22 protein-coding genes are annotated in these 24375 nt (G+C 70.8%); 6 read left to right on the forward strand and 16 right to left on the reverse strand.

The genetic code is table 11. The features are described from left to right. Positions 1-113: 113 nt before the first annotated feature. The 3 genes from BMY07_RS36225 to BMY07_RS17605 form a co-directional block, all read right to left on the reverse strand. Positions 114-395, reverse strand: coding sequence for an Imm1 family immunity protein (locus BMY07_RS36225; protein ID WP_092780025.1), 282 nt, complete (start codon positions 393-395; stop codon positions 114-116). Between the two features lie 232 nt (positions 396-627). Continuing rightward, positions 628-1263 carry a superoxide dismutase gene (locus BMY07_RS17600; protein ID WP_092779551.1) on the reverse strand — a complete coding sequence of 212 codons (636 nt, stop codon included), beginning with the start codon at positions 1261-1263 and terminating at the stop codon, positions 628-630. Positions 1264-1348: 85 nt separating this feature from the next. Next, positions 1349-2842 carry a glutamate-cysteine ligase family protein gene (locus BMY07_RS17605; protein ID WP_092779552.1) on the reverse strand — a complete coding sequence of 498 codons (1494 nt, stop codon included), beginning with the start codon at positions 2840-2842 and terminating at the stop codon, positions 1349-1351. Between the two features lie 177 nt (positions 2843-3019). Here BMY07_RS17605 and BMY07_RS17610 point away from each other — a divergent pair, with 177 nt between their 5' ends. Further along, positions 3020-3850 carry a TrmH family RNA methyltransferase gene (locus BMY07_RS17610; RefSeq protein ID WP_092779554.1) on the forward strand — a complete coding sequence of 277 codons (831 nt, stop codon included), beginning with the start codon at positions 3020-3022 and terminating at the stop codon, positions 3848-3850. Next, positions 3828-4442, forward strand: a complete 615-nt coding sequence (locus tag BMY07_RS17615; protein ID WP_092779556.1) for a DUF2537 domain-containing protein — start codon at positions 3828-3830, stop codon at positions 4440-4442. The genes BMY07_RS17610 and BMY07_RS17615 overlap by 23 nt, the downstream gene beginning before the upstream one ends. A 59-nt stretch (positions 4443-4501) precedes the next feature. Here the strand turns inward: BMY07_RS17615 and BMY07_RS17620 are convergent, their stop codons facing one another. Continuing rightward, a complete protein-coding gene (locus tag BMY07_RS17620) occupies positions 4502-6334 on the reverse strand; it encodes an ABC transporter ATP-binding protein (protein WP_177215622.1) in 1833 nt (610 codons plus the stop codon). Beyond that, positions 6331-8094: an ABC transporter ATP-binding protein gene (locus BMY07_RS17625; protein WP_092779558.1), complete on the reverse strand. Its 1764-nt coding sequence runs from the start codon at positions 8092-8094 to the stop codon at positions 6331-6333. Before BMY07_RS17625 ends, BMY07_RS17620 begins: the two co-directional genes overlap by 4 nt. A 120-nt stretch (positions 8095-8214) precedes the next feature. Between BMY07_RS17625 and BMY07_RS17630 the strand changes: the two genes are divergently transcribed. Beyond that, positions 8215-8448, forward strand: coding sequence for a hypothetical protein (locus BMY07_RS17630; protein ID WP_245782456.1), 234 nt, complete (start codon positions 8215-8217; stop codon positions 8446-8448). An 81-nt stretch (positions 8449-8529) separates the two neighbouring features. Here the strand turns inward: BMY07_RS17630 and sepH are convergent, their stop codons facing one another. From sepH to pdxH, 9 genes are all read right to left on the reverse strand, one after another. Beyond that, positions 8530-9528: a septation protein SepH gene (gene sepH, locus BMY07_RS17635; RefSeq protein ID WP_092779560.1), complete on the reverse strand. Its 999-nt coding sequence runs from the start codon at positions 9526-9528 to the stop codon at positions 8530-8532. Positions 9529-9797: 269 nt separating this feature from the next. After that, positions 9798-10931, reverse strand: coding sequence for a phosphoserine transaminase (gene serC, locus BMY07_RS17640; RefSeq protein WP_092779562.1), 1134 nt, complete (start codon positions 10929-10931; stop codon positions 9798-9800). 85 nt (positions 10932-11016) lie between these two features. Next, positions 11017-12378, reverse strand: a complete 1362-nt coding sequence (locus tag BMY07_RS17645) for a serine hydrolase domain-containing protein (protein ID WP_092779564.1) — start codon at positions 12376-12378, stop codon at positions 11017-11019. A 22-nt stretch (positions 12379-12400) separates the two neighbouring features. Beyond that, on the reverse strand, positions 12401-13021 hold the full coding sequence (locus BMY07_RS17650) for a response regulator (RefSeq protein ID WP_092780031.1): 621 nt from the start codon (positions 13019-13021) through the stop codon (positions 12401-12403). A 5-nt stretch (positions 13022-13026) separates the two neighbouring features. Continuing rightward, a complete protein-coding gene (locus BMY07_RS17655) occupies positions 13027-14214 on the reverse strand; it encodes a sensor histidine kinase (protein ID WP_245782457.1) in 1188 nt (395 codons plus the stop codon). 26 nt (positions 14215-14240) lie between these two features. Next, positions 14241-15080, reverse strand: a complete 840-nt coding sequence (locus BMY07_RS17660) for an ABC transporter permease (protein ID WP_092779567.1) — start codon at positions 15078-15080, stop codon at positions 14241-14243. Then, positions 15077-15910: an ABC transporter ATP-binding protein gene (locus BMY07_RS17665; RefSeq protein WP_092779569.1), complete on the reverse strand. Its 834-nt coding sequence runs from the start codon at positions 15908-15910 to the stop codon at positions 15077-15079. Before BMY07_RS17665 ends, BMY07_RS17660 begins: the two co-directional genes overlap by 4 nt. Before the next feature lie 84 nt (positions 15911-15994). Next, positions 15995-17302 (reverse strand): MFS transporter, encoded by a 1308-nt coding sequence (locus BMY07_RS17670; protein ID WP_092779571.1) that lies wholly within the window; start codon positions 17300-17302, stop codon positions 15995-15997. 55 nt (positions 17303-17357) lie between these two features. Next, positions 17358-18017 (reverse strand): pyridoxamine 5'-phosphate oxidase, encoded by a 660-nt coding sequence (pdxH, locus tag BMY07_RS17675; protein ID WP_092779573.1) that lies wholly within the window; start codon positions 18015-18017, stop codon positions 17358-17360. Positions 18018-18323: 306 nt separating this feature from the next. Between pdxH and BMY07_RS17680 the strand changes: the two genes are divergently transcribed. Together BMY07_RS17680 and BMY07_RS17685 are read left to right on the forward strand one after the other, a co-directional pair. Further along, positions 18324-19475: a citrate synthase 2 gene (locus BMY07_RS17680; RefSeq protein WP_092779575.1), complete on the forward strand. Its 1152-nt coding sequence runs from the start codon at positions 18324-18326 to the stop codon at positions 19473-19475. 763 nt (positions 19476-20238) lie between these two features. Next, positions 20239-21600 (forward strand): APC family permease, encoded by a 1362-nt coding sequence (locus tag BMY07_RS17685; RefSeq protein WP_092779577.1) that lies wholly within the window; start codon positions 20239-20241, stop codon positions 21598-21600. A 373-nt stretch (positions 21601-21973) separates the two neighbouring features. Here BMY07_RS17685 and BMY07_RS17690 read toward each other — a convergent pair whose 3' ends face one another. Together BMY07_RS17690 and BMY07_RS17695 are read right to left on the reverse strand one after the other, a co-directional pair. Continuing rightward, positions 21974-22798 (reverse strand): MBL fold metallo-hydrolase, encoded by an 825-nt coding sequence (locus tag BMY07_RS17690; RefSeq protein WP_092779579.1) that lies wholly within the window; start codon positions 22796-22798, stop codon positions 21974-21976. Between the two features lie 2 nt (positions 22799-22800). Further along, positions 22801-23364: a TetR/AcrR family transcriptional regulator gene (locus BMY07_RS17695; protein WP_092780035.1), complete on the reverse strand. Its 564-nt coding sequence runs from the start codon at positions 23362-23364 to the stop codon at positions 22801-22803. Positions 23365-23428: 64 nt separating this feature from the next. Here BMY07_RS17695 and BMY07_RS17700 point away from each other — a divergent pair, with 64 nt between their 5' ends. Further along, entirely contained in the window at positions 23429-24313 is an 885-nt protein-coding gene (locus tag BMY07_RS17700; protein WP_245782458.1) for an aldose 1-epimerase family protein, read from the forward strand. Positions 24314-24375: the final 62 nt, after the last annotated feature.

The following is a 24375-nucleotide window of genomic DNA, read 5'->3' on the forward strand; positions in this document are numbered from 1 at the left end:
GAACGGGCCAGTGTCTGCTGCACTGGTGACGCGTCCCCAACCCGTGGCGGCTGGTGGCAGCAGCAAGCCCACCGCCGGGTCCAAGGCCGCCTGAAGCTCGACTGAACCGGGGCCTACTCGTCCTCGGCTGGTTGCCAACCGATGGTGGTGGGGAGCGCGCGGGTGGTGAGGAACTCCGCCAAGGCTTCGTAGGCGGTGTCGATGGGGATCTCTTGAGGCGGACACGGTCGGGGGAGCGCGGGTCGTGTGATCCGGCGGAGAGCACCCAGAGGCAGGGCGTTGCCGGGTCGTTGAGCGCGCGCAGTCCAGCGACCAGGTCGACGCCGTGGGGGAGGTCGTCGACGTGGAGGAACGCTCCTCGCAGGGTGCTGTCGGCTAATGGTCTCCGAAGGCAGTGGGTAGCGAGGCGTGCAGTTGTGGCTGTGAGCTGCCGATACTCATCAGCGGGGGGCAATGGGAAACAGGGCTTGCACGGTCTGAGAGGTTAGGCTAACCTAACTCTTGTCCGCTTCGTGGTGGGAGCGGCAGTCAGTTCGGGAACGGCGAGACCCCCGCACCAAGCGTCCGGTGCGGGGGTCTCGCTATGTCCGGCGGGTGCTTGTCGGAGCGTCCTGCCGGAGTGCGGGGTTACGCGTTCGGCGTGGGTGGGCGCAGGCCGTTGAGGCCTGCGCGGGCCGCGTCGAAGCGGGCGGTGACGTCTGCCCAGTTGACGATGTTCCATAGGCGGTCGATGTAGTCGACCTTCACGTTCTTGTACTGCAGGTAGTACGCGTGCTCCCAGGTGTCGAACACCAGCAGCGGCGTGGTGGCGATCGACAGGTTCGAGTGGTGGTCCTTGAGCTGCTGAGTGATCAGCCGGGAGCCGATCGGGTCCCAGGCGAGCACGCCCCAGCCGGAGCCCTGGATGGTGCCGGACACCGCGTTGAGCTGGGCGCGCAGGCCGTCGAAGGAGCCGAAGTGCTCGTCGATGGCCGCGGCCAGCTCGCCGGTCGGTTTGTCGCCGCCGTCCGGGCTGAGGTTGGTCCACCACTGGTTGTGCAGCGTGTGGCCCGCGAGGTTGAACGCCAGCGTGGTCTCCAGGCCGACGATGGAGCCGAAGTCGCCCTTGTCCCGGGCCTCCGCGATCTTCTCCAGGGTGTCGTTGGTGCCCTTGACGTACGCGGCGTGGTGCTTGCTGTGGTGGAGTTCGTTGATGTCGCCGATGATCACCGGCTCGAGCTGCCCGTAGTCGTAGTCGAGATCGGGCAAGACGTACGGAGCCACGTGCTCTCCTTGAGTTGATGCCAGTCAGTTCTAACTGCAACATACTGGCAAGAGTGCCGCCGCGTCGGGCGGGTCCACCCCTCGGTCAGATCTCCCAGGTGTGAACCGGCTCACCCGCCGCGCTCAGCTCGATGTAGCGGCGCAGCATGGTCGCCAGGGCCTTGTCCCGGTCGTACCCGCGCGCCTCCAGGTCGGTGACGACGGCCCGCTGCCAGGTCGACCCGGTCCGCCGCGCCAGGCAGCGCGCCTCGATCACCCCGAGGTAGCGCTCGCGGGACTCGTCGGACACCCCGCAGTCGCGCAGGCCCTCGTGCGCCATCGGCAGCAGCAGTCGCAGCACCAGTTCGTCCGGCGGCACCCAGCCGATGCCCGGCCAGTACAGCTGGGCGTCGAACGCGTGCCGCGCGCCCGCGTGCAGGTTCTCCTCGGCCGCCTGGAACGACATGCGCGTCCACAGTGGACGCTCCTCCGCGGTCAGCGCCCGTTGCGCGCCGTAGAAGAACGCCGCGTTGGCGATCAGGTCGACCACGGTCGGACCCGCTGGCAGCACCCGGTTCTCCACCCGCAGGTGCGGCACGTCGTTGGTGATGTCGTAGACCGGCCGGTTCCACCGCCAGATCGTCCCGTTGTGCAGCCGCAGCTCCGCCAACCGCGGCGCCCGCCCGGAGTCCAGCGCCTCGAACGGGTCCTCGTCGTCCACTTCCGGCAGCAGGCCGGGGAAGTAGCGCACGTTCTCCTCGAACAGGTCGAAGATCGAGGTGATCCACCGCTCGCCGAACCACACCCTCGGCCGCACGCCCTGGTTCTTCAGCTCCTGCGGCCTGGTGTCGGTCGCCTGCTGGAACAGCGGGATGCGGGTCTCGTGCCACAGCGCCTTGCGCAGCAGGAAAGGCGAGTTCGCCGCGATCGCGACCTGAACGCCTGCGAGGCACTGCGCGGCGTTCCAGTTCGCCGCGAACGTCTCCGGCGGCACCTGCAGGTGCAACTGCGTCGACGTGCACGCCGACTCGGCCAGGATCGAGTCCTGCAGGCAGCGCAACCGCTCCGCGCGCTGGCCGGGCAGCGGGACGCCTTCCATGTGCAGCAGCAGTTCCTCGCCGCGCAGGGCGAAGATCTGGTCGTTGAGCTTGTGGTAGCGCGGGTTCTGGGTCAGCCAGCGGATGTCGAAGTGCTCGCTGCGCAGCGTCGGCAGCGTCCCGATCATCACCAGCCGCGCCCCGGCGTCGCGCGCCTTGAGGCCCGCGTTGGCCAGTGAGTGGCGCAGTTCGTGCTCGAGTTCGGTGGACTGCTCGTCGCGCAGCGGCCGCGGGCGCACGTTGAGCTCCAGGTTGTGCTGGCCCAGTTCGGTCGTGTAGCACGGGTCGTCGATCTTCTCGAGCACCGTGCGGTTGAGCATGGCCGGTGCGAGCGCGTCGTCGACCAGGTTGAGCTCGATCTCCAGGCCCATTCTCGGGTGCTCGTCGGCGAAGCCACCCTCGGTCAGCATGCGCTCCAGCGCGTCCAGGCACCGACGCACCTTCTGGCGATAGCGCTGCCGGTCTTCTCGGCTGAAAGCGTCGGTTTTCACGTCTTGCCCCATGCCGCCCTCCCGTCTGGCCGGATCGGCGTCCGGCGCACGCGCGGGAGGCCAACGTTCGCACAGCCAACCCGGTCGGGCTAGCGCCCAAATTGGTGCAGTGCGTTATCTGGTCGTGACACAGAGCGAGCAGCGGGTGAGGGCGCTACCCGTTCGCCGCAGACGTGCGAGACTGCCCCCGTGGCGCAGGTGATCGAGGTGAGCGACCCGGCGGACCCACGGCTGGACGACTTCCGCGACCTGTCGACCGCCGACCGCCGCCCGGACCGACCGGGTGGCCGCGGCCTGGTCATCGCCGAGGGGGTCGTCGTCGTGCGGCGGCTGCTCGCCTCGCCGTACCCGGTGCGCGCCCTGCTCGGCATCCGCCGCCGGGTCGAGGAACTCGCCGACGACCTGGCCGGGCTGGACGTCCCCGCCTACGTCGCCAGCGCCGAGGTCATGGCCGACGCGGTCGGGTTTCACCTGAACCGGGGGATCCTGGCCACCGCGGACCGCGCGCAGGCGCCGGATCCCGCGCACCTGGCCGAGAACGCCCGCACCCTGGCCGTGCTGGAGGGCGTCGGCGACCACGAGAACCTGGGCTCGCTGTTCCGCAACGCCGCCGCGCTCGGTGTCGACGGCGTGCTGCTCGCCCCCGGGTGCAGCGATCCGCTGTACCGGCGCAGCGTGCGGGTGTCGATGGGGCACGTGCTCGCGGTGCCCTTCGCCGAGCTCGACCCGTGGCCGGACGGGCTGAAGTGGTTGCGCGACAGCGGGTTCCGCGTGCTCGCGCTCACCCCGTCGATCGATGCGGTACCGCTGTCCGAGGCTGTGCGCGCCGACGAACGGGTGGCGGTGCTGCTCGGCTCGGAGGGCCCCGGGCTGACCGACGAGGCCATCGCCGCCGCCGACGCCGCCGTGCGGATCCCGATGTCGCGCGCGGTCGACTCGCTCAACGTGGCCACCGCCGCCGCGGTCGCCTTCTACGCGCTCGCAGAAAGGGGAACCGGTGGAACTGCGCGCCAGGGATGACCGCGCCATCCTCATCGGGGACGACGGCACCGGCGAGCGCGAGGTCGACCCGCACACGCTCGCCCTGGGCGCGGACCTGTCGACCGCGCTGCACGAGTGGGCCAAGGTCGCCGCCGCCCTGCGCCGGGGAACCGAGTCCGACCCGGGATCCACCGCGGACCCCGACCAGGCCGCCGAACTCGTGACCCGCCGCGGCCGCCAACTCGCCGAACGCGTCGCGGCCGTCATGGGCACCCCAGTCAGCTACGTGGACCCCCTGTCCGGAGAGGTGTCGACCGTGCAACCACCCGAGGTCATCGACGCGCCCGCCCCCGAGGAAACCGCCGTGGCGGAACCGACCCCCTGGGGTGTCGGACTCCTGGTGGCCGCCTTCACCGGCGCGCTCGTGCTGTTCTCCGTGATCACCCTCGCCCTCACCCTCAAGGAGACCAACCCGCTGCTCGCGGTCGCCTCCAACCTGGTGATCAGCGCGGGATTGCTCCCCTCGGTCTGGCTCGCCCGCAAGGTCCCCACCTGGCGCTGGGTAGCGGTCGGCGTCGCCGCGGGCATCGTCCTCGGTTGGCTGACCCTGCCCTTCATCGTCTTCAGCTGACCAGAACCACGGCCAGGTTTGCGCTGACCTGGCTCCCGGCTGAGCAAACTCGAGCCAGGTCAGGCCAAGGAGTCGCGCCAGGCGGTGTGGAGGTCGGCGAAGTGGCCGGGGGTGGTGGTGAGGGTTTGGGGGTGGCCGTCTTCGGTGATGCGGCCGTCGGTGATGACCAGGACTCGGTCGGCGATCAGCACGGTGGAGAGGCGGTGGGCGATGATCAGGGCGGTGCGGTCGGCCAGCACCGACTCCAGGGCGCGTTGGACGACGCGTTCGGTGGGCAGGTCCAGGCTGGAGGTTGCCTCGTCTAACACCAGCACCGCCGGGTCGGCCAGGAACGCGCGGGCGAAGGCGATCACCTGGCGCTGGCCCGCGGAGAGCCTGCCGCCGCGTTTGCGGACGTCGGTGTCGTAGCCCTCCGGCAGGGCGCTGATGAAGTCGTGCGCGCCGACCGCGTGGGCGGCTGCCTCGACCTCGGCGCGGGTGGCGGAGGGCTTGCCGAGCAGGATGTTGTCGGCGACCGAGCCGGAGAACAGGAAGTTCTCCTGGGTCACCATCACCACCGACCCGCGCAGCTCCACATCGGACACGTCCCGCACGTCGACCCCGGACAGCAGCACCTTGCCCGCGGTCGGGTCGTAGAACCGGGCCACCAGCTTCGCGATCGTCGACTTGCCCGCCCCGGTCGGACCCACCAGCGCCACCGTCTGCCCGGCCGGGATGGCCAGGTCCAGTTCCGGCAGCACGACCGGCGTGTCCGGCCGGTACCGGAACTCGGTCCCGACGAACTCGATCGGCAGCCCGCCCCGGTGCGGCGGCAGCGCGCGCGGCCGCGACGGTTCGGGGACGTCGGGCTTCTCCTGCAGCAGACCGGAGATCTTCTCCAGCGCCGCGATCGCCGACGAGTACGAGTTGGCGAACATCGCGATGTCGTCCAGCGGCTCGTAGAACCGGCGCAGGTACAGCGTGAACGCCGTCAGCACGCCGAGTTCCAGCGTCCCGTCCGCGACCCGGAACGCGCCGAACGCCAGCACCACCGCCAGCGACAGGTTGCCCACAAGCCGGACCGACATGGTGAACGTCGCCACCACGTCCAGCGACTCCCGCGCCGCGGACCGCACCCGGCTGTTCAGACCGTCCATGATGGACCGGTTGCGGTCCTCGCGGCGGAACGCCTGCACCGCGCGCATGCCGTTCATGGTCTCGACGTAGTGCACGATCACCGTGGCCGTGCGGCCGCTGACGCCGCGGTAGGCCTGGTTGGAGCGGCGCAGGAACCAGCGCGTCACGAAGAACAGCGGCAGCGCGGTGACCACGGTCAGCGCGGCCAGGTCGAAGTCCAGGGTCAGCAGCAGCACGGTGATGCCCACAATGGACAGCACCGAGGTGAGCAGGTCGTCGATGCCCACCTCGAGCAGGTCGCCGAGGGAGTCGATGTCGCTGGTCTGCCGGGAGATCACCTTGCCGGAGGTGTAGGACTCGTGGAACGACAGCGGCAGCCGCTGGGCGTGCTGGAAGATCCGCTGCCGCAGGTCGAGCACCAGGTCCTGCCCGATGCGACCGGACAGCATGAGGAACCCGGCCCACAGCCCGGCCGAGGCCACGGTGCACCCCGCGTAGGCGACCACGCACCAGGCCATGACCGTCGGGTCGCCGCGCAGCAGGTCCGGGATGCCGGTGTCGATCACCACGGCGATCAGCAGCGGCCCGGCCAGCCGCGCCGCGTTCTCCAGCACCACCAGCACCAGGCCGAGCACGGCCCACCGCAGGTGCGGGCGCAGCAGCGAGCCGAGCAGGGCCCGCGACCGCCGCTTGAGCTTGAGCCCGACGTGCCGGTCGATGTCCTCGGTGTCCTCGGCGGCGACACCGCGCCACTGGTCGTCGGCCACCGCGCTCATGAGGCCACCCCGGCCGGTTCGTCATCCACAGTGGACAGCTGCTCGCGGTAGGCCGCGCAGCTCTTGAGCAGTTCCTCGTGCGTGCCGATCGCCGCGATCCGCCCCTGGTCGAGCAGCGCGACCCGGTCGGCGAGCCGCACCGTGCTCGGCCGGTGCGCGACCACCAGCGCGGTCACCCCCGACAGCACCGCGCGCAACGCCCGTTCCACCTCGGCCTCGGTGTGCACGTCCAACGCCGAGAGCGGGTCGTCGAGCACCAGCACCTTCGGCCGACCCACGACCGCCCTGGCCAGGGCCAACCGCTGCCGCTGCCCGCCGGAGAGCGACAGGCCCTCCTCGCCGATCCGGGTGTCGAGCCCCCACGGCAGCCGGTCGACGAACTCCTCGGCCTGCGCCACCCGCAACGCCTCGCGCACCTGCTCGTCGGTGACCCCCGGCGCACCGAGCGCCACGTTCTCCCGCACGCTGGCCGAGAACAGCACCGGCTCCTCGAAGGCCATCGCGACCACCGAGCGCAGGTCGGCCAGTCGCAAGTCCCGCACGTCGACCCCGTCGACGCTCACCCGACCCGCGGTCACGTCGGCCAGCCGGGGGACCAGCATGGTCAGCGTCGACTTGCCCGACCCGGTCGCGCCGACCAGTGCCACGGTCTCGCCCGGCCGCAGGTCCAGGTCCACTCCGGACAGCACCTCGCGGTCCGCGCCGGGGTGGGCGAACCGCACGCCTTCGAACCGGACCGCGCCGACGCCGTCCGCCGGGAGGTCCGCGGGGCGCTCCGGGTCGGTGATGGTCACCTCCGCGTCGCGCACCTCCCAGTACCGGGCGGCGGCGGTCGCGGCCTGGTTGGTCTCGGCGAGCAACCAGCCGATCGAGTCGGTCGGCCAGCGCAGGTAGGTCGCCACCGTGATGCCCGCGACCAGCGTGCCCACCGTCATCGACCCGTCCGCCACGCCCAGCGAGCCGAACAGCAGCTGCGCGGAGATGCCCAGCTCGGGCAGCAGGATGATCGCGCCCCACAGCGTCGCCAGCAGCCGGATCTTGCGCAGCTCGGTGCCCCGCAGCTCGCGGGCCTGCGCGGCGAACCGCCTGGCCAGGTGCGGTCCACGGCCGAACGCCTTGAGCACCCGGATGCCCAGCACCGACTCCTCGACGACGGTGGCCAGGTCGCCGACCTGGTCCTGCGAGCGCCTGGTGAGCACCGCGTACCTGGACTCGTACTGGGTGGAGATCAGGATCAGCGGCGCCGCGCAGACCAGCGTGATCACGCCGAGCACCGGGGCCAGCAAGAACAGCACGACCAGCCCGAGCGCCAGGGTCAGCGTGTTGACCACCAGGAAGATCCCGGCGAAGGCGATGAACCGGCGCAGCGTGGACAGGTCGCTGACCGCGCGCGAGAGCAGCTGCCCGGACTGCCAGCGGTCGTGGAAGGAGATCGGCAGCCGCTGCAGGTGGGCGTAGATGTCGGCGCGCATCCTGGCCTCGACCAGCGTGCTCGGCCCGGCGACCAGCTTGCGCCGCAGGTAGAACATCAGCGCCTCGGCGGCACCGAGCACCGCGATCACCAGGACCAGCCACGGCAGCGGCCCGGTCTCCTTGCGCGCGACCGGGCCGTCGAGGATCTGCTGGAGGATGAGCGGGATGGTCAGCCCGCACACCATCGACCCCAGCACCGCGACCGCGGACAGGATGAACTTCCCCCTGGCAGGCCTCAGGTAGGGGGCGAGCCTGCGCAGCGCCGCCATGGTCGATACCTGATTCATCACGCCCCCAGAGGTCGCGCTCGACGGTAGCGACCGGATGCGGTGGCGGCATCCGAGTTTCGGGTCGCCCGGGTGTCGAGGTCGTTAACGACCGGACCCCGACCAGGGCATCATGTCCCCATGACCCGGCAAGAACCCGCCCGGTTCCTCCGCTCGGCCCCGACCATGGCCCACCCCGGTGGCCGCCTGCTCGTCCTGCGCGGCGCCGACATCCACGTCCTGGCCCCGGACGGCTGGATCCACCTCGGCCACACCAAGCCCGCGGGCGCCACCTGGCTCACCGCGGACCAGGCCGAGCAGTGGTGCCGGGACGCGGGGCTCCCCGCCGCCGTCCTCGACTCCGTACCCACCTGACCTGCGTAAACAGCCTGACCTCGCGAAACAGAGAGGCGGTGCACCGTCACGGGGTGCACCGCCTCGCCGAACACTGGACCGCTACCCGCGGTTGGACCGGGTGCCGAGCAGGACGTCCTCCCACGAGGGCACGATCGGCCTGGCCTTCTTGGCCTTGGGCCTGCCCCGCGGGGGCTCCGACTTGCGGGCGGGCTCCTCGATCAGCGCGTCCTGCTCGGGGATCTCCGCCACCGGCTCGTCGGCCACCTGCTCATCCTCCTGCTCCACCGGTGCTGGTTCCGGCTCTGGTGTCAACTCGAAGTCCGCGACGAAGTCCGGCTCGTCGGCCACCACCGGCGCCTGCACCGCCGCCGGGACCGGGGCCACCGGCGGCGCGAACACCGCGGCGTCCAGCTCCGGGTCCGGCTCGGGCTCGACCACCGGCGCCGTCCTGGGGGCTTCCAGGTTCAGCGCCGCCTGGGCGAGCTCGGTGACCGGTCGGACCGTGCGCAGCGGGCGGTTGGGCTGGGGGTCGAGCAGGTCGTGCGCGTGTTCATCCAGTGGGGACACCGTGCCGCCGTGGGCACCGGGGTGGAAGGACCAGTGCGCGCGGTTGAGGGAGCGGCCCGCGGTCCAGGAGATCTGGACCACCCACTTGCCGTCCTCGCCGCGCCACGAGTCCCAGGCAGCCGCGGCGTAGTCCTGGCCGCGCAGCCCGAAGGCGTGCGCGACGACCTCGCCGAGGGTCTGCAGGTCGGGGCCGTCCTCGCGGACGGGGTGCGCCCGCTGCGCCAGTTCCGCGGTGCGCGAGCGCTCCAGCAGGACCGGGTAGGCGAAGCGCTCGACCTTGTGCGCGGGGATGCCCGCTGCCTCGCTCACCTGCTCGACGGACTCACCCGCGCGGATGCGGGTCTGGATCTCCCGTGGACGCATCTGGCTCTCCAGCTCGATCTCGATCTGGCCGAGTCGGGTGACGTCGCCGCGCGCGGCCGCACGCAGGCGCTCGTCGGCGGGGAGCGTGAAGCGCTCGCCACGTGCCGGGTCCTCGCAGATGACGGTCTTGCCGTCATCCGAGAGCCCGACGACCCGCAGCGCGCGCATCGCGAACCTCCCTGCGACCTGAGCGGACTTCACTCGCCAGCGTCCCACGGTAGATCGGCGTGGCGGATTAACGCGCTAGGCGCGCCGCGATCCCCGTGACATCTCGCCGTGATCTTGCCGTATCCGAGGCACTCCGCGCGACCGGATTGGTGCAGCGTTCACCCATTCGCGGGCGTGTTGAGTCGAACTCGCGCAAGTGCGGTGACACAGGCGATCCGGGTGACCACGCAGCGGTGCGACACGGGGTCGCACCGCCCGCGTGGACCGGGTCAGAGCCGCTCGACGACCCAGTCGATCGCCGAGGTCAGCGTGGTCACGTCCTCGGGGTCGATGGCCGGGAACATCGCCACCCGCAGCTGGTTGCGGCCCAGCTTGCGGTACGGCTCGACGTCGACGATGCCGTTGGCCCGCAGCGCCTTGGCCACCGCGGCGGCGTCGACCGAGTCGGCGAAGTCGATGGTCCCGACCACCTGGGAGCGGTGCGCGGGGTCGGCGACGTACGCAGCGGTGTACTCGGTCTGCTCGGCCCAGGTGTAGAGCCGGTCCGAGGAGTCCTTCGTGCGCGCGACGGTCCACTCGAGACCGCCGTTGCCGTTCATCCAGTCCAGCTGCTCGGCGAGCAGGAACAGGGTGGCGATGGACGGGGTGTTGTAGGTCTGGTCCTTGGTGGAGTTGTCCAGCGCGGTGGGCAGCGACAGGAACTCCGGCACCCACCGGTCCGACGCGCCGATCTCGGCGATGCGCTCCAGCGCGGCCGGGCTGACCAGCGCCAGCCACAGCCCGCCGTCGGCGGCGAAGGACTTCTGCGGCGCGAAGTAGTAGACGTCGAAGTCCTCGGCGCGCACCGGCAGGCCGCCCGCGCCCGAGGTGGCGTCGATGGCGACCAGCGCGCCGTCGGACCCGGCAGGCCTGCTCACCGGCACCGCGACACCGGTCGAGGTCTCGTTGTGCGCCCAACCGACCAGGTCGGCGCCCGGCTGGTAGACGATCTCCGGCGCGCTGCCCGGCTCGGCGGACACCACGATCGGGTCCTGCAGGAACGGGGCCTTCTTGTTCACGGTGGCGAACTTCGACGAGAACTCGCCGTAGGTGAACAGCTGCGCGCGCTCGCGGACCAGGCCGAACGCGGCGGCGTCCCAGAACGCGGTGGTGCCGCCGTTGCCGAGGACGACCTCGTAGCCCTCCGGCAGCGAGAACAGCTCGCGCAGACCCGAGCGGACCCGCCCGACCAGGGACTTCACCGGCTTCTGGCGGTGCGAGGTGCCCAGCAGGGCGGCACCGGGACCGGCCAGCGCGGCGACCTGCTCGGGGCGGACCTTGGACGGCCCGCAGCCGAATCGGCCATCAGCGGGCCTGAGGCCTGCCGGGAGCTCCAACGTGCTCGGATCGGCGGTCTGCGTCATCTGGGCGCCTTTCTCCTGGAAAGGGTGACTGGGGACGACCCGGCGGCGTTGGCGGAGCGTGCGGTGCGTCCCCAGTCTGGCACCCTCAGCCCTCGCGGGTTCGCCAGCCCTGCTCGTCCACCCCGCCCGGGATCGATTCCGGGGCGCCGTACGGCTCGCGGGTGAACACGAACGTGGCCAGGTCGAGGTGGGTCACCGCGCCGGTCGTGTCGCGCTGCACGCGCAGGGTCTCGCCCGCGTAGTAGCCGTCGAGACCGGTGAAGGTGTCGGCGCCGTCCGGGCGGAACCGGGACTGGCGACCGCGTCCGTTGACCGGGACCAGGCTGACCCAGCCGTCGGGCAGCAACTTGAGCACGTACGGGGTCGGACCCCAGTGCCACTGCCCGGTCAGCGCCAGCAGCGCCGGGTCGGCGTCGACCAGCGGCTCCCACTCGGTGGGCAGGGCGGGCTCGTGCTGCTCGGTCAGCTCGATCAGGTCCGCTGCGGTGGTCGCGATGCCGACGCCCGCGGTCGAGTTGGCCATGATCACCGCGCCGGTGCCGGTCTTCGGGTCGACCAGGTTCATCGCCAGGAAGCCGGGCATCGACCCGCCGTGACCGGCCAGCCTGCGGCCGTTGAGCTTGATCACCTGAAGGCCGAGGCCGTAGGCGGAGGTCCAGTGCGCGTCGTCGTCGATGTGCGCGGGCTCGCGCATCTCGGCGACGGTGTCGGGGTTCAGCACGTCGCCGGTGTCGCCGCCGACGAACCGGTTCCACCGCGCCAGGTCGAGCACGCTGCACCACAGCTGACCGGCCGGGGCCATCGCGACCGCGTCCGGGGTGGGCTCGTGCAGCAGGACGTCGGCGTAGGGGTGCACGGCCCAGCCGGTCGCCGCGGGCGCGATGGGGTGCGGGGTGGTGCGGTTGAGCTCCAGCGGCTTGAGGATCTCGGCCTCCAGCACCTCCAGCCAGCTCGCTCCGCGCAGCCGGGCGACCAGCTCGCCGAGCACGCCGTAGCCGACGTTGCTGTAGTGGAACCGCGCGCCGGAGCGGTGCCGCAGCGCGTCGGTGGCCAGGCTCTTGTCCAGGGCCGCGAAGTCCGCGCCCTCGGCCCGTTCCCACCACACCCCCGGCGACTCCGAGGTCAGGCCGCTGGTGTGGGCGAGCAGCTGGGCGATGGTGACCGCGCCGATCGCGGTGCCCGGCACGTGCTTGTCCAGCGGGTCGTTGAGGTCGAGCCTGCCCTCGTCGCGCAGCCGCATGACCAGCGCGGCGACGAACGACTTGGTGATGGACCCGATCCGGTACTGGGTCTCGGTGGTGGGGGTCGCCCCGTCGACCTTGCCCCGCGCGCCGGTCCAGACGAGCTCGTGGCCCCGGACGACGGCCGCCACGAGCGAGGGCGCCCGGCTCTCGGCCTGTTCGACCGCGATCCGGCGCAGCAGCGCGTTCTCAGTGGTGTGCAGCATGAATGGAATTGTGCGTCATAACTCAACCCAATAAGCCGCGGGCCATGGCCGTCGTGACCGCGGCCGTGCGGTCGGATACGTCGAGTTTCGTGAATGTGCGCAGCAGGTGGGTTTTCACGGTGGCCTCGCTGATGTGCAAGGACGCCCCGATCTCGGCGTTGGTGCGGCCTTTCGCCACCAATCCGAGCACCTCGATCTCCCGGCCGGAAAGCGCCTGTTTGGCGGGTTGACGAACCTGTCGGACCAATCTTCCGGCTACGGAGGGTGCGAGTACCGTCTCGCCGCGCTTGGCCGCCCGAACCGCGCCTGCCAATTCCGCGCGGGAGGCGTCTTTGAGCAAATAGCCGGAAGCGCCCGCTTCGACCGCGCGCAGGATGTCCGAATCGGTCTCGTAGGTGGTGAGCACGACGACCCGGCTCGGCCCGCCTGCCGCGACGATCCGCTCGGTCGCGCCCACCCCGTCCAGGCCGGGCATCCGCAGGTCCATCAGCACCACGTCCGGGCGCAGCGCGGCCACCACGGCCACCGCCTCGCCGCCGGAGCCCGCCTCGCCGACCACGCTCAGGTCCGGCTCGGCCTCCAGCATCCCGCGCAGCCCCTCGCGCACCACCGGGTGGTCGTCGACGAGCACGATCGTGATCACGTCGGTCATGTGGGTACCTCCACGGTCAGCGTGGTGCCTGCTCCCGGCGCGCTGTGCACGGCGACGGTGCCCGCGACCTGCTCGGCGCGCGCCCGCATCCCCTTCAGACCGTAGCCGTCCGCGGGGGAGGCCGGGTCGAAGCCGCGGCCGTCGTCGGTCACCACCAGGGTGACGCCCGAGGGCGTGTGCCTGATGTCGACGGTCACCGAGGTGGCCCCGGAGTGTCTACGCACGTTGGCCATCGCTTCCTGGGCCGCGCGCAGCAGCACCACCTCGACCCCGGTCGGCAGCCCGGACGCGTCGCCCTCGGTGTGGAAGGCGACCTCGACGCCCGCCTCCGCGCCGAGCCGGTCGGCCAGCCGCTGCACCGCCTCGGTGAGCGTCGCCTCGTCCAGCGCGCTCGGCCGCAGCGCCGCGACCAGCGCCCTGGCCTCGGCCAGGTTCTCCCGCGCGGTGCGCGCCGCCAGGTCGAGCGCGTGCCGCACCTTCGCGCTGTCGCGGTCCACTTCGGATTCCGCGGCCTGCACCAGGGTCACGATGCTGGTGAACCCCTGGGCCAGCGTGTCGTGGATCTCGCCAGCCAGCCTGGTCCGCTCCTGGGCCACGCCCGCCTCGTGCGACAGGGCCGCGACCTCGGCCCGGCTGGCCTCCAGCTCGGTGATCAACGCCGCCCGTTCGTGGCTCTGCGCGACCACCCGGTGCACGTAGGTCCCGATCAGCAGCGACAGCGACAGCCCCAGGAACGAGGTCGGCAGCTGGTCGAACCACTCGTGGCCCATCCCGGAGCGCAGCTGGCCCAGCACCGGCGGCAGCACGTTGAGCAGCACCACCAGTGGGGCCGCCACCGGGAGCGGAAGCGCCATGAAGATCAACGGGCACATGACGAACAGCAGGAACGTGCTGTTCCCGACGAACCAGACGGCGGTCAGGAACAGCGCCATCGACACCACGGCGAACACCACGGCGGGCCCGCGCTCCTCGCGCATGATCGCGTGCCGCCTGCCGTAGAGCAGGTAGAACAGGGCGAGGGCGGCCATCGCGGCCGCCGAGGCGATCCGGTCGGCCATGGTGGCGTGGCTCAGCAGCACCAGCACGGTGACGAACACGTACCCCACCGCGAAGTAGAGGTCCCACGTCCAGAAGTTCTGCGCGCTCGCCTCGGTGTGGTGCCGCTCGGCGCGTTCCACCGCCACCCCGTCCCCCCGTCCCGGTCCCGACCTCAGCCCGCCCTGCGCTCGGTCCACCGGAAGGTCAGCAGGCACAGCAGCAGACCCACCGCGCACCACGCGCCCAGCACCAGCGCCACCACCGGCAGCTCCCACGACCCCGCCACCTCTCCCACGGCCATGCTGTCGGGCAGGAACACCGACCGGAAGCCCTGGCCCATCCAGCGCACCGGGAAGAACGCCGCCACCTTCACCATCGCCTCCGGCAGCGAGCTTATGGCGACGAAGACGCCGGAGGTGAACTGCAGCGCGATGACGGGCAGGTTCAGCACCGTCGCGGCGTTCTTGCCCGACTTCGCCAGCCCGCTCGCCGCGATCCCGACCAGGGTGCAGGCGATGACGGCCAGCAGCAGGATCCAGGCCAGCGTCAGCCACTTCGCCGGGTCGGTCGGCAGCCGGAGGTCGAACACCAGGACCCCGACCGCCAGCAGCAGCGCCACCTCGGCGGCGGTGGCCACCGCGACCAGGATGATCTTGCCGATGAAGTACGAGCTCGCGGTGATCGGCGTCCCGCGCAGCCGCTTGAGGGTGCCGTCCTCGCGGTCGGCCGCGATGCCGACGCCCACGCTGGTGAACGCCGTGTTCAGGATGCCGTAGGCGATCATGCTGGCGGCGAACACCTGGCTCATCGACGCCCCGCCCGGCATGGTCTCGCCGGTGTCGAAGATGGACCCGAGCAGCAGCAGGACGAACGCCGGGAAGGAGAAGGTGAAGATCACCGCCTCCTTGGAGCGGAAGAACATCTTCAGCTCGGCCGCGCCCCGCGCCAGGCCGTTGCCCAGCGTGGAGGGCAGCGGGCGGGTGGTCTGCGGGCGTACCTGCGTCGTCGTCATGCCCTCGCTCCGATCAGGTCGAGGTAGATGTCCTCCAGGCTGGGCCGGCGCACCTGCAACTCGTGGACGGGACCGCGCGCGGAGAGCTCGACGACCGTGCGCACCGGGTCGGTCGTGCGCAGCTCGTGCGGGCCACCGGCGTCCACCCAGGACACCGTCGCGGGCGCCCGGTCCCGGCCGCCGACGGTGCGCGGCGTGCCCTCGGCGACGATCCGCCCGGCCGCGATGACCGCCAGCCGGTCGGCGAGCGCCTCGGCCTCGTCGAGGTAGTGCGTGGTCAGCAGGATCGTGGTGCCCTCGGCGGCCAGCGACCGCACCAGGTCCCAGAACTGCCTGCGGACCTCGGGGTCGAAGCCGGTGGTCGGCTCGTCCAGGAACAGCAGCCGCGGCCTGCCGATGATGCCCAGTGCCACGTCCACCCGGCGGCGCTGCCCGCCGGAGAGCGAGCTGATCCTGGCGTTGGCCTTCTCGGTGAGCCCGCACAGGGCCAGCACCTCCTCGACGCCGCGCGGGTCCGGGTAGTACCCGAAGAACTGGCGCACCGTCTCGCGCACCGTCAGGTCGGCCGCGTCGTTCGCGGTCTGCAGCACGATGCCGATCTCGGCCCGCCACCGCCGGTCCGCCGCGGCCGGGTCGACGCCGAGCACCCGCACCTCGCCGCCGTCGCGGTCCCGGTACCCCTCCAGGATCTCGGTCGTGGTCGTCTTGCCCGCCCCGTTCGGCCCCAGCAGGGCGAACACCTCACCCTCGCCGACCGCGAGGTCCACCCCCGCCACGGCGGTGTTGCCGCCGTAGCTCTTGCGCAATCCGCGCACTTCGATCGCGTTCATGGCACCAATGCTGCGCCGGTCCGCGGCCGCGCACGACGATCAAGCGATGGAACCCGGGTGTCAACCGGACGGTGGACAGCTGTCCTACGACCGGGTGGTCTCGACCGCCTCGGGGGTGAACCGGAACCGCCAGAACGACGGCAGCCAGGCGACGGTGGCCACGGTCAGCACGATCACCAGCACGCCGCCCGCGGTGGCCGCGATCGCGGTGCTGGTCGCCGCGGCACCCCAGCCGTGCACCAGGTCGGCGATGCGCGGACCCCCGGCGACGACCACGGTGAACACGCCCTGCATCCGGCCGCGCATCTCGTCGGTCGCCTCGGTCTGGAGCATCGAACTGCGGTGCACCGCGCTGATCAGGTCCGCCCCGCCGCCGATGGCCAGGAAGATCACCGCGAGCAGCAGGGAGCCGGTCAGGCCGAACGCGGCCATCGCCAGGCCCCAGCCGATGATCGACACCGTGATCACCGCGCCCTGCCTGCGGATGCGCGCGAAGGCCCCGGAGAACAGGCCGAACACCGCCGAGCCGATCGGGATCGCCGCGTACAACCAGCCCAGCGCCGCGCCGCCGCCCGGCGGGTCGCCGAAGGTGCGCTCGGCCATCTCCGGGAACAGCGCGCGCGGCATCCCGGCGACCATCGCGATGATGTCGACCAGGAAGGACACCAGCAGCAGCTTCTTGAGCGAGAGGTAGCGGAACCCGTCGGCGATGTCGCGGATCCCGGCCTTGCGCGAGGACCCGGCGCTCGGCGCGATCGGCGGCAGGAACCACACCGAGGTGAACGCGACGAACAGCGCCACCGTGTCGATCAGGTACAAAGTGGACAGACCGAGCACCGGGATCAGCGACCCGGCCAGCAGCGGGCCGAACACCATGCCGAAGGTGAACGTGGTGAAGCTGAGCGCGTTGGCCGGTGGCAGCAGCTCCGGCGGCACCACCCTGGCCACGGCGGCGCTGCGGGCGGGCATGTTCACCGCCACGAAGGCCTGTTGCAGCCCGAGCAGCACCAGGACGACGGCCACCGACCTGAGCCCGGTGAACGCCTGCAACCACAGCAGCCCGGAGGTCACCGCGACGCCGAAGTTGCTGTAGAGCATGACCTTGCGCCGGTCGATGGCGTCGGCGATCGCCCCGCCCCACAGCCCGAACACCAGCAGCGGCACCAGGCCGACCGCGCCGGTCAGCCCGACGTAGCCGGACGAGCCGGTCAGGTCGTACACCTGCTTGGGCACCGCGACCGCGGTCAGCTGGCTGCCCACCGCGGTGACCACGGTCGACACCCACAACCGCCGGTACTCGCGGATCCGCAGTGGCCGCGTGTCGATGACGACCTTGCCAAGGACGCCGCGGACCCGGCCGCGGCGCGCGGGTCCCTCCGTCTCGGTGCTCACAACCGGTTAGCTTAGGCTTGCTAAGCACCTGGGGGCTTGTGATTTAGCGCCCGGCTCACGGGCCGAGGCGCTCGACCTTCCAGCCGTCGCGGCCGAGCCGGTAGCGCAACCGGTCGTGCATGCGGTCCTGGCGCCCCTGCCAGAACTCCACGACCTCCGGCTGGATCCGCCAGCCACCCCAGTGCGGCGGCACCGGCACCGTCTCCGCGTCGGCGAACTGGCGCTCCACATTGGCCAGTGCCGACTCCAGCGAACCCCGCCCGCTCACCACGATCGACTGCGGCGACGCCCACGCCCCCAGCTGCGACCCGCGCGGGCGCCTGGCCCAGTACGCGGCGGTCTCGGCCTGGCTGACCTTCTCCACCGTGCCGCGCACCGTCGCCTGCCGGTGCAGCCCGTACCAGGGGAAGGTGGCCGACGCGGCCCGCGACGCCATCAGGTCGTGGCTCTTGGCCGAGGTGTAGTTGGTGAAGAACACCAGCCCCCGCGCGTCGAGCCCCTTGGCCAGCACGGTCCGCGACGACGGGTACCCGTCCGGGGCCGCGGTCGCCAGGACCATCGCGTTGGGTTCGGCGAGACCGGCCTGCTTCGCCTCGTCGAGCCAGGTCTGCAGCTGTTCGTGCCAGGTCTCGGCGAGGTCGCTCTCGTGCAGGTCGCCGACCTCGTAGGCCACCCGCATGGTCGGAAGGTCAAGGACGATCTCGCCGTCAGCCATACCGCATCTCCTCACCGCTGCCGTGGGGGGCCACTTGACGGTACGGGGAATCCAGGTGAACGGAAACCGCCCGCACGGTGACAGCGGACACCAAGCGACCCGCGCTGGAGGTCCCCCACAATCTGGATCGTTTCACTGGATCGTGACCGAAGACACCGGTGTGAACGATTGCTAACCCCAGGGGTGAGGAGCATCGTGTGCGAAAAGCCGTGCAGTGGTGCCCGGCGTGGGCGATCTGCCTCGAGAGTGCCGCTGCCGACGCGAACCCGCGCAACCGTCGTGGACATGGCGTGAAAGGCGAGGCACATGCAGAACGCGGTGCAGGACATCCAGCAGAACCCACCGGTGGCCGCCGAGCCGGATGACGGTTTCCGGCCGGGCCTCGAGGGCGTGGTCGCGTTCCGCACCGAGATCGCCGAGCCGGACCGCGACGGCGGCGCCCTGCGCTACCGCGGCGTGGACATCGAGGAACTGGTCGGCAGGGTCACCTTCGGCGACGTGTGGTCCCTGCTGGTCGACGGCCGCTTCGGCTCCGGCCTCCCGCCGGCCGAGCCGTTCCCGCTGCCGGTGCACTCCGGTGACGTCCGGGTCGACGTGCAGGCCGGTCTGGCCATGCTCGCCCCGATCTGGGGCTACCGCCCGCTGCTCGACATCTCCGACGACGAGGCCCGCGAGCAGCTGGCCCGCGCGTCGGTCATGGCGCTGTCCTATGTGGCCCAGTCGGCGCGCGGCATCCACCAGCCCGCCGTGCCGCAGCGCCGCATCGACGAGTGCGCCACCATCACCGAGCGCTTCATGACCCGCTGGCGCGGCGAGCCCAACCCGGCCCACGTCGCCGCCATTGACGCCTACTGGGTCTCCGCCGCCGAGCACGGCCTCAACGCCTCCACCTTCACCGCCCGCGTCATCGCCTCCACCGGCGCCGACGTCGCGGCATCGCTGTCGGGCGCCATCGGCGCGATGTCCGGCCCCCTGCACGGCGGCGCCCCCGCCCGCGTCCTCCCGATGATCGCCGAAGTCGAACGCACCGGCGACGCGGCGGGTGTCGTGCGCGGCATCCTCGACCGCAAGGAACGCCTGATGGGCTTCGGCCACCGCGTCTACCGCGCCGAGGACCCCCGAGCCCGAGTCCTCCGCCGCACCTGCCAGGAACTCGGCGCCGAACGCTACGAGGTCGCCGCCGCCCTGGAACAGGCCGCCCTGGCGGAACTGCGCGAACGCCGCCCCGACCGCGCCATCGAGACGAACGTCGAGTTCTGGGCCGCTGTGATCCTGGACTTCGCCCAGGTCCCCCCGCACATGATGCCCGCCATGTTCACCTGCGCCCGAACCGCAGGCTGGTGCGCCCACATCATGGAACAAAAACACACCGGCCGCCTGGTCCGCCCCGCCGCCAAGTACATCGGCCCCGCCCCCCGCAGCCCCGAATCCATCGAAGGCTGGAACACCATCGCCTGACCCACAGCCCCACCCGGAGGCGGGTCCCCTTCGCGGGGTCCCGCCTCTTCTCATTCCACTATGGACACCGCCTCCCCCCGATCGGGTGAAACCTGCCAGCTGAGGTTGGCCCAACACGCCGCTCCGGACCTTGGCCCACGCACGGCCCCTCACCACCTTCGTGTGCCCAGTCATGCCCCGCGCAGGTGATGGTCCCGACTGAGCCCTTCTACGACGTCGGCCACCCACCCGGCCCTCACAGACGTTGGCTAGCCACCCGCCCCTCGCAGACGTTGGCCCACAACCCGGCCTTCACAGACGTTGGTCCACAACCCGGCCCTCACCAACGTTGGCCAACCACGCGCTCCTCGGAGTCGCTGGTGCCAACTGCTCGATGGGGTGGACTTGTTTTGTGTGGGGGAGCAGTGCCCGTAGCGTCGTCCACGCGGCAGGGCCTGCTTTTCGGCCCCTGCTTTGTGGTTCTGCCACGGGTGCTGTCGGGGCCCCGCACAAAACAAGTCCACCCCATCGAGCAAAGCTCGAAACTCGCGTCCGGGCCAATGCCGAAGGCGAGGTTTGTCCGTCGACGGCGCAGCCGAGACCGAGAGCCGGAACACCCTCAGCTCAAGATCAAACCGCCCCAAGCACCCCCCGACATACAGCCTACCGGCGGGCACCGACGAGACGAGCCGACCAACCGGCCCCCTGTGGACAACTCCCCACAGACCCCACCCCGCAAACATCCCACGTTTAACCCCTCCCTCCACGGGAGATGTGAGCCTGCATGACCACCCAGGAGAGTGAGCAGCCCGAGCTGAAGCGGGTCATAGGCCCCGGCCTGCTGCTGCTGTTCGTAGTCGGCGACATCATCGGTACCGGTGTGTACGCCCTCACCGGCACCGTCGCGGGTAAAGTCGGCGGCGCTCTCTGGCTTCCCTTCCTCCTGGCCTTCGCCGTAGCGTTCCTGACGGCCTTCAGCTACCTGGAGCTGGTCGGCAAGTACCCCAAGGCCGCAGGCGCCGCCCTCTACGCGAACCGGGCGTTCAAGGTCCAGTTCCTCACCTTCATGGTCGCCTTCGCCGTGATGTCGTCCGGGATCACCTCGGCAGCGTCAGCGGCGCAGGCGTTCGGGAACACCTACCTGAAGAAGCTCATGGGCGACTCACTCGTCATCCCCACCGTCTGGATCGCGGTTGGCTTCATCGTGCTTCTAGCGGCGGTCAACTTCCGGGGTGTCGCCGAGTCTCTATGGGCCAACGTGGTTCTGACGATGATTGAGCTCTCCGGCCTTCTCATCATCATCGTGGTCGGCTTCTACGCGATCGGCTCCGGCCAAGGCGACCCGGGCAGGCTTGTCGAGATCGATACCACCGGGCAGACACCTCTTATCGCGGTCAGTTCGGCGACTGCGTTGGCATTCTTCGCGATGGTCGGGTTCGAGGACTCGGTCAGCATGGCCGAAGAGTGCCGGGAGCCAACGAAGATCTTCCCGCGCGCGATGCTGGTCGGTATGGGGATCGCCGCTGTCATCTACGTGTTGGTGGCGCTGACCTCGTCCCTGCTCGTACCCGCTGACGAGCTTGCCGGGGCTAAGAGCGACGCGTTGCTCAAGGTGCTCTCGGTGGGCGCGCCGGACTTCCCGTTGTGGGTGTTCGCGCTGATCGGGTTGCTCGCGGTCATCAACTCAGCCCTGATCAACATGTTGATGGCGAGCAGGCTGGTCTACGGCATGGCCAACGAGCGGATCATCCCCCGGGTCTTCGGCGTCGTTCACCCCATGCGCCGCACGCCCTGGGTGTCGATCGTGTTCACGAGCCTGATCGCGGTAGTGCTGGTGGCCACCGTGGACATCAACCTGCTCGGTGGCACTACCTCGCTCCTACTGCTAATCGTCTTCGCAGTCGTCAACATCGCAGTCCTGGTGCTGCGCAAGGAGAAGGTCGACCACAAACATTTCCGCGCCCCGACAGCACTCCCGGCCATCGGGGCCATCGCCTGCGCCTACCTGGCCAGCCCCCTGTCAGGACGCCCCGCACGCGAGTACGCAATCGCCGCCATCCTCCTAGGCGTCGGCGTCCTACTCTGGTTCGCAAACCGCCTCGTAGTAGGCCGAGTACAGGTCGACCCCGAAAAACTCAGCGTGTAAAGTCTTCCCACCTGTCTACGCGCCCCTTCACGACGTTGGCCAACCACCCGGCCCTCACAGACGTTGGCCAACCACACACCCCAAACGACGTTGGCCGACAAGCGCTCCTCGGAGTCGCTGGTGCCAAGCCAGCTCGATGGGGCGGACTTGTTTTGTGCGGGGGAACGGCACCCGTAGCGTCGCCCACGCGGCAGGGCCTGCTTGTGGGCCCCTGCTTTGTGGTTCTGCCCGGGTGTCGTAGGGGCCCCGCGCAAAACAAGTTCGCCGCATCGAGCAAAGCTCGAACTCGCGCCCTGGCCAATGCCGAAGGCGAGGCGGTTCCGTCGACGCCGCAGGCGAGACCGAGAGCCAGACACCCCCAGCTCACCAAGCCTCACCCTGCAAAAGCCTCCAACTCCACCACATCATGCGCGGAAAAGATCCGCACCTCATCCCGGTGCTCACGGAGCATGCCCCGCAACCGCCCTTGATTGGCCTTACGGGCCTTCCCCTCCACCTGCATCAACGACTGGAACACGCGCAGCCCCGGCGGACACGACGGCTCCACCGCCATCTCGGCCTGATTGAAGTAAGAGTCCCCAGCGTGCAGCAGCCAACCCTCATCCGACCGGACCGCGACACCGCAATGCCCGCGCGTGTGGCCAGCCAACGGCACCAGCCGGAAATCGTCGGACAGCCCTGTCAGGCCGCGCACTGCCTCTAGCCCCATCCACCGGTCACCACCGCCACCTTCATGGACCTCCCACTTAGGCCCATGTGCCCAGTGCGCCTTCCGATAGCGCTGACGCTCAGCGCTAGTCGCAGGGTCCAACGCGGCCCGCAACTCCGGCCCGTAGACGTGCACGCGCGCGTCCGGGAAGTCCGCCAGACCGCCCGCGTGGTCCAGGTCGAGGTGGGTCAGGACGATGTGCCGCACGTCCGCCGGGTCGTACCCCAGGGCCGCGACCTGCCGCACCGCCGCCTGCGCCACGTCGAACACCGGCCGCACCAGGGCGACGAACGGTCCGGGCAGGGTCGCCTTCGGTGTGGTCAGGTCGCGGACGCCGAAACCGGAGTCGACCAGCACGAGCCCGTCCTCGGACTCCACCAGCAGCACGTGGCACACCATGTGCGCGAACCGGAACAGCCCGGGCGAGCCGTCGACGAAGCCGCCGCCGGGCGGGTGCATCGAGCCGCAATCCAGGTGGTGCACGCGCATCGTCAGTTCCCCTTCAGCAATGGCGAGAGCATGGTGGCGACAGCCCGCAACGGTGCGATGTCGCGTTGGCTGCGGGCCACGAGTTGCGCGCCCTCGATGGCGGCCAGGATGGCAGTCGCCAGGGCGTCCGGCTCGGCGAGGCCGTACTCGCGCAGGTGGGTGCTGATCACCCCGTGCCACGAGGTGAACGCGTCCGCGCAGGCCTGCCGGACCCGGTCGGCGCCGCCCGCGTCGTGGGCGACCGTCCCGATCGGACAGCCGCGCTGGAAGTCGGAGTCGGTCAGTTCGGCGGCCAGCGTCTCGGTGATCACCGCGAGCGCCGTCGCCGGGTCCGGGGTCTGGCTGAACGCGAGGTCCACCCAGCCGCACACCTCGGCGGCCGCCAGTTCCACCGCCTCGGCCGCCAGTTGCTCCTTGCCCTCGGGGAAGTGGAAGTACAGCGACCCCTTGGGCAGCCTGCCCTCGCTGATCACCTGGTTCATGCCCGTGCCGTGGTAGCCGCGGGCGCGGAAGAGGTCGACCGCGGTGCGCAGCGTGCGGTCGCGGGTGTCGGTGCGCCGTGCCATGCCGGTCACTATACAGACCGGTCTAGTAATGCCGAGGTCGGCGAACCGTCATAGGCTCGCGGGCATGGAGATCGAGATCAGCTCCGGCGGTGCCAGGGCCGTCATCACCACCGCGGGTGCCACGCTGCGCCTGTTCGAGGTCGACGGCGTCGCCTACCTGGAGACCTTCCCCGCCGGCGAGGCCCCGCCGATGGGCTCCGGCGCGGTACTGGTGCCGTGGCCGAACCGGGTCGCGGGCGCCCGGTGGACGCACGGCGGCAAGACCCTCGACCTCGACGTCACCGAGCCTGCCCGCGGCAACGCCAGCCACGGCCTGGTCCGCCGCGAGACCTGGACCGTCGTCGGGTCGACCGCCGACAGCGCCACCCTCGCGGTGACCATCGACGGTCGCCCCGGCTGGCCGTTCCCCTTCCGCGCCACCATGACCTACGCCGTCGACGCCACCGGCCTCACCGTCACCCACGGCGTGGAGAACCTCGGCACCGAGCCCATGCCCTTCGGCGTCGGCGCGCACCCGTACCCGCGCCCCGGCCGCGCCGAGGTCGACGACTGCGTGCTCGCCCTGGCCGCAGGCACCCACCTGCCGCTCGACCCCGAGCGCATGGTCCCGTCCGGCCCGGCCACCCCGATCGCCCGCTTCAGCCAACTGGTCCGCGAAGTCACCCTGGACGACGCGTTCGGCGGCTGCCTGCCCTCGGCGGACGGCCTGGTCCACCACACGCTGCGCGGCCCGGGCGGCGGCGTCGACCTGTGGGCGGACCCGGTGTTCGGCTGGGTCCAGGTGTACACACCGGACTCGTTCCCCGGCCACGACGGTGGCGCTGTCGCCATCGAGCCGATGACCTGCCCGCCGGACGCGCTCAACTCGGGCACCGACCTGCTGACCGCCTTGCCCGGCGCGCCGTGGGCGGCATCGTGGGGCCTTCGCCCGATTCCCGGCACCAGGTGACCGCCCGGTAACCGCGCGCCGATGGCGAAGACCTGCTGACCAGGCCGTTCGCCGAGCCGGGC

It is taken from the genome of Actinokineospora terrae (assembly GCF_900111175.1).
GTDB classification, from domain to species: Bacteria; Actinomycetota; Actinomycetes; order Mycobacteriales; family Pseudonocardiaceae; genus Actinokineospora; species Actinokineospora terrae.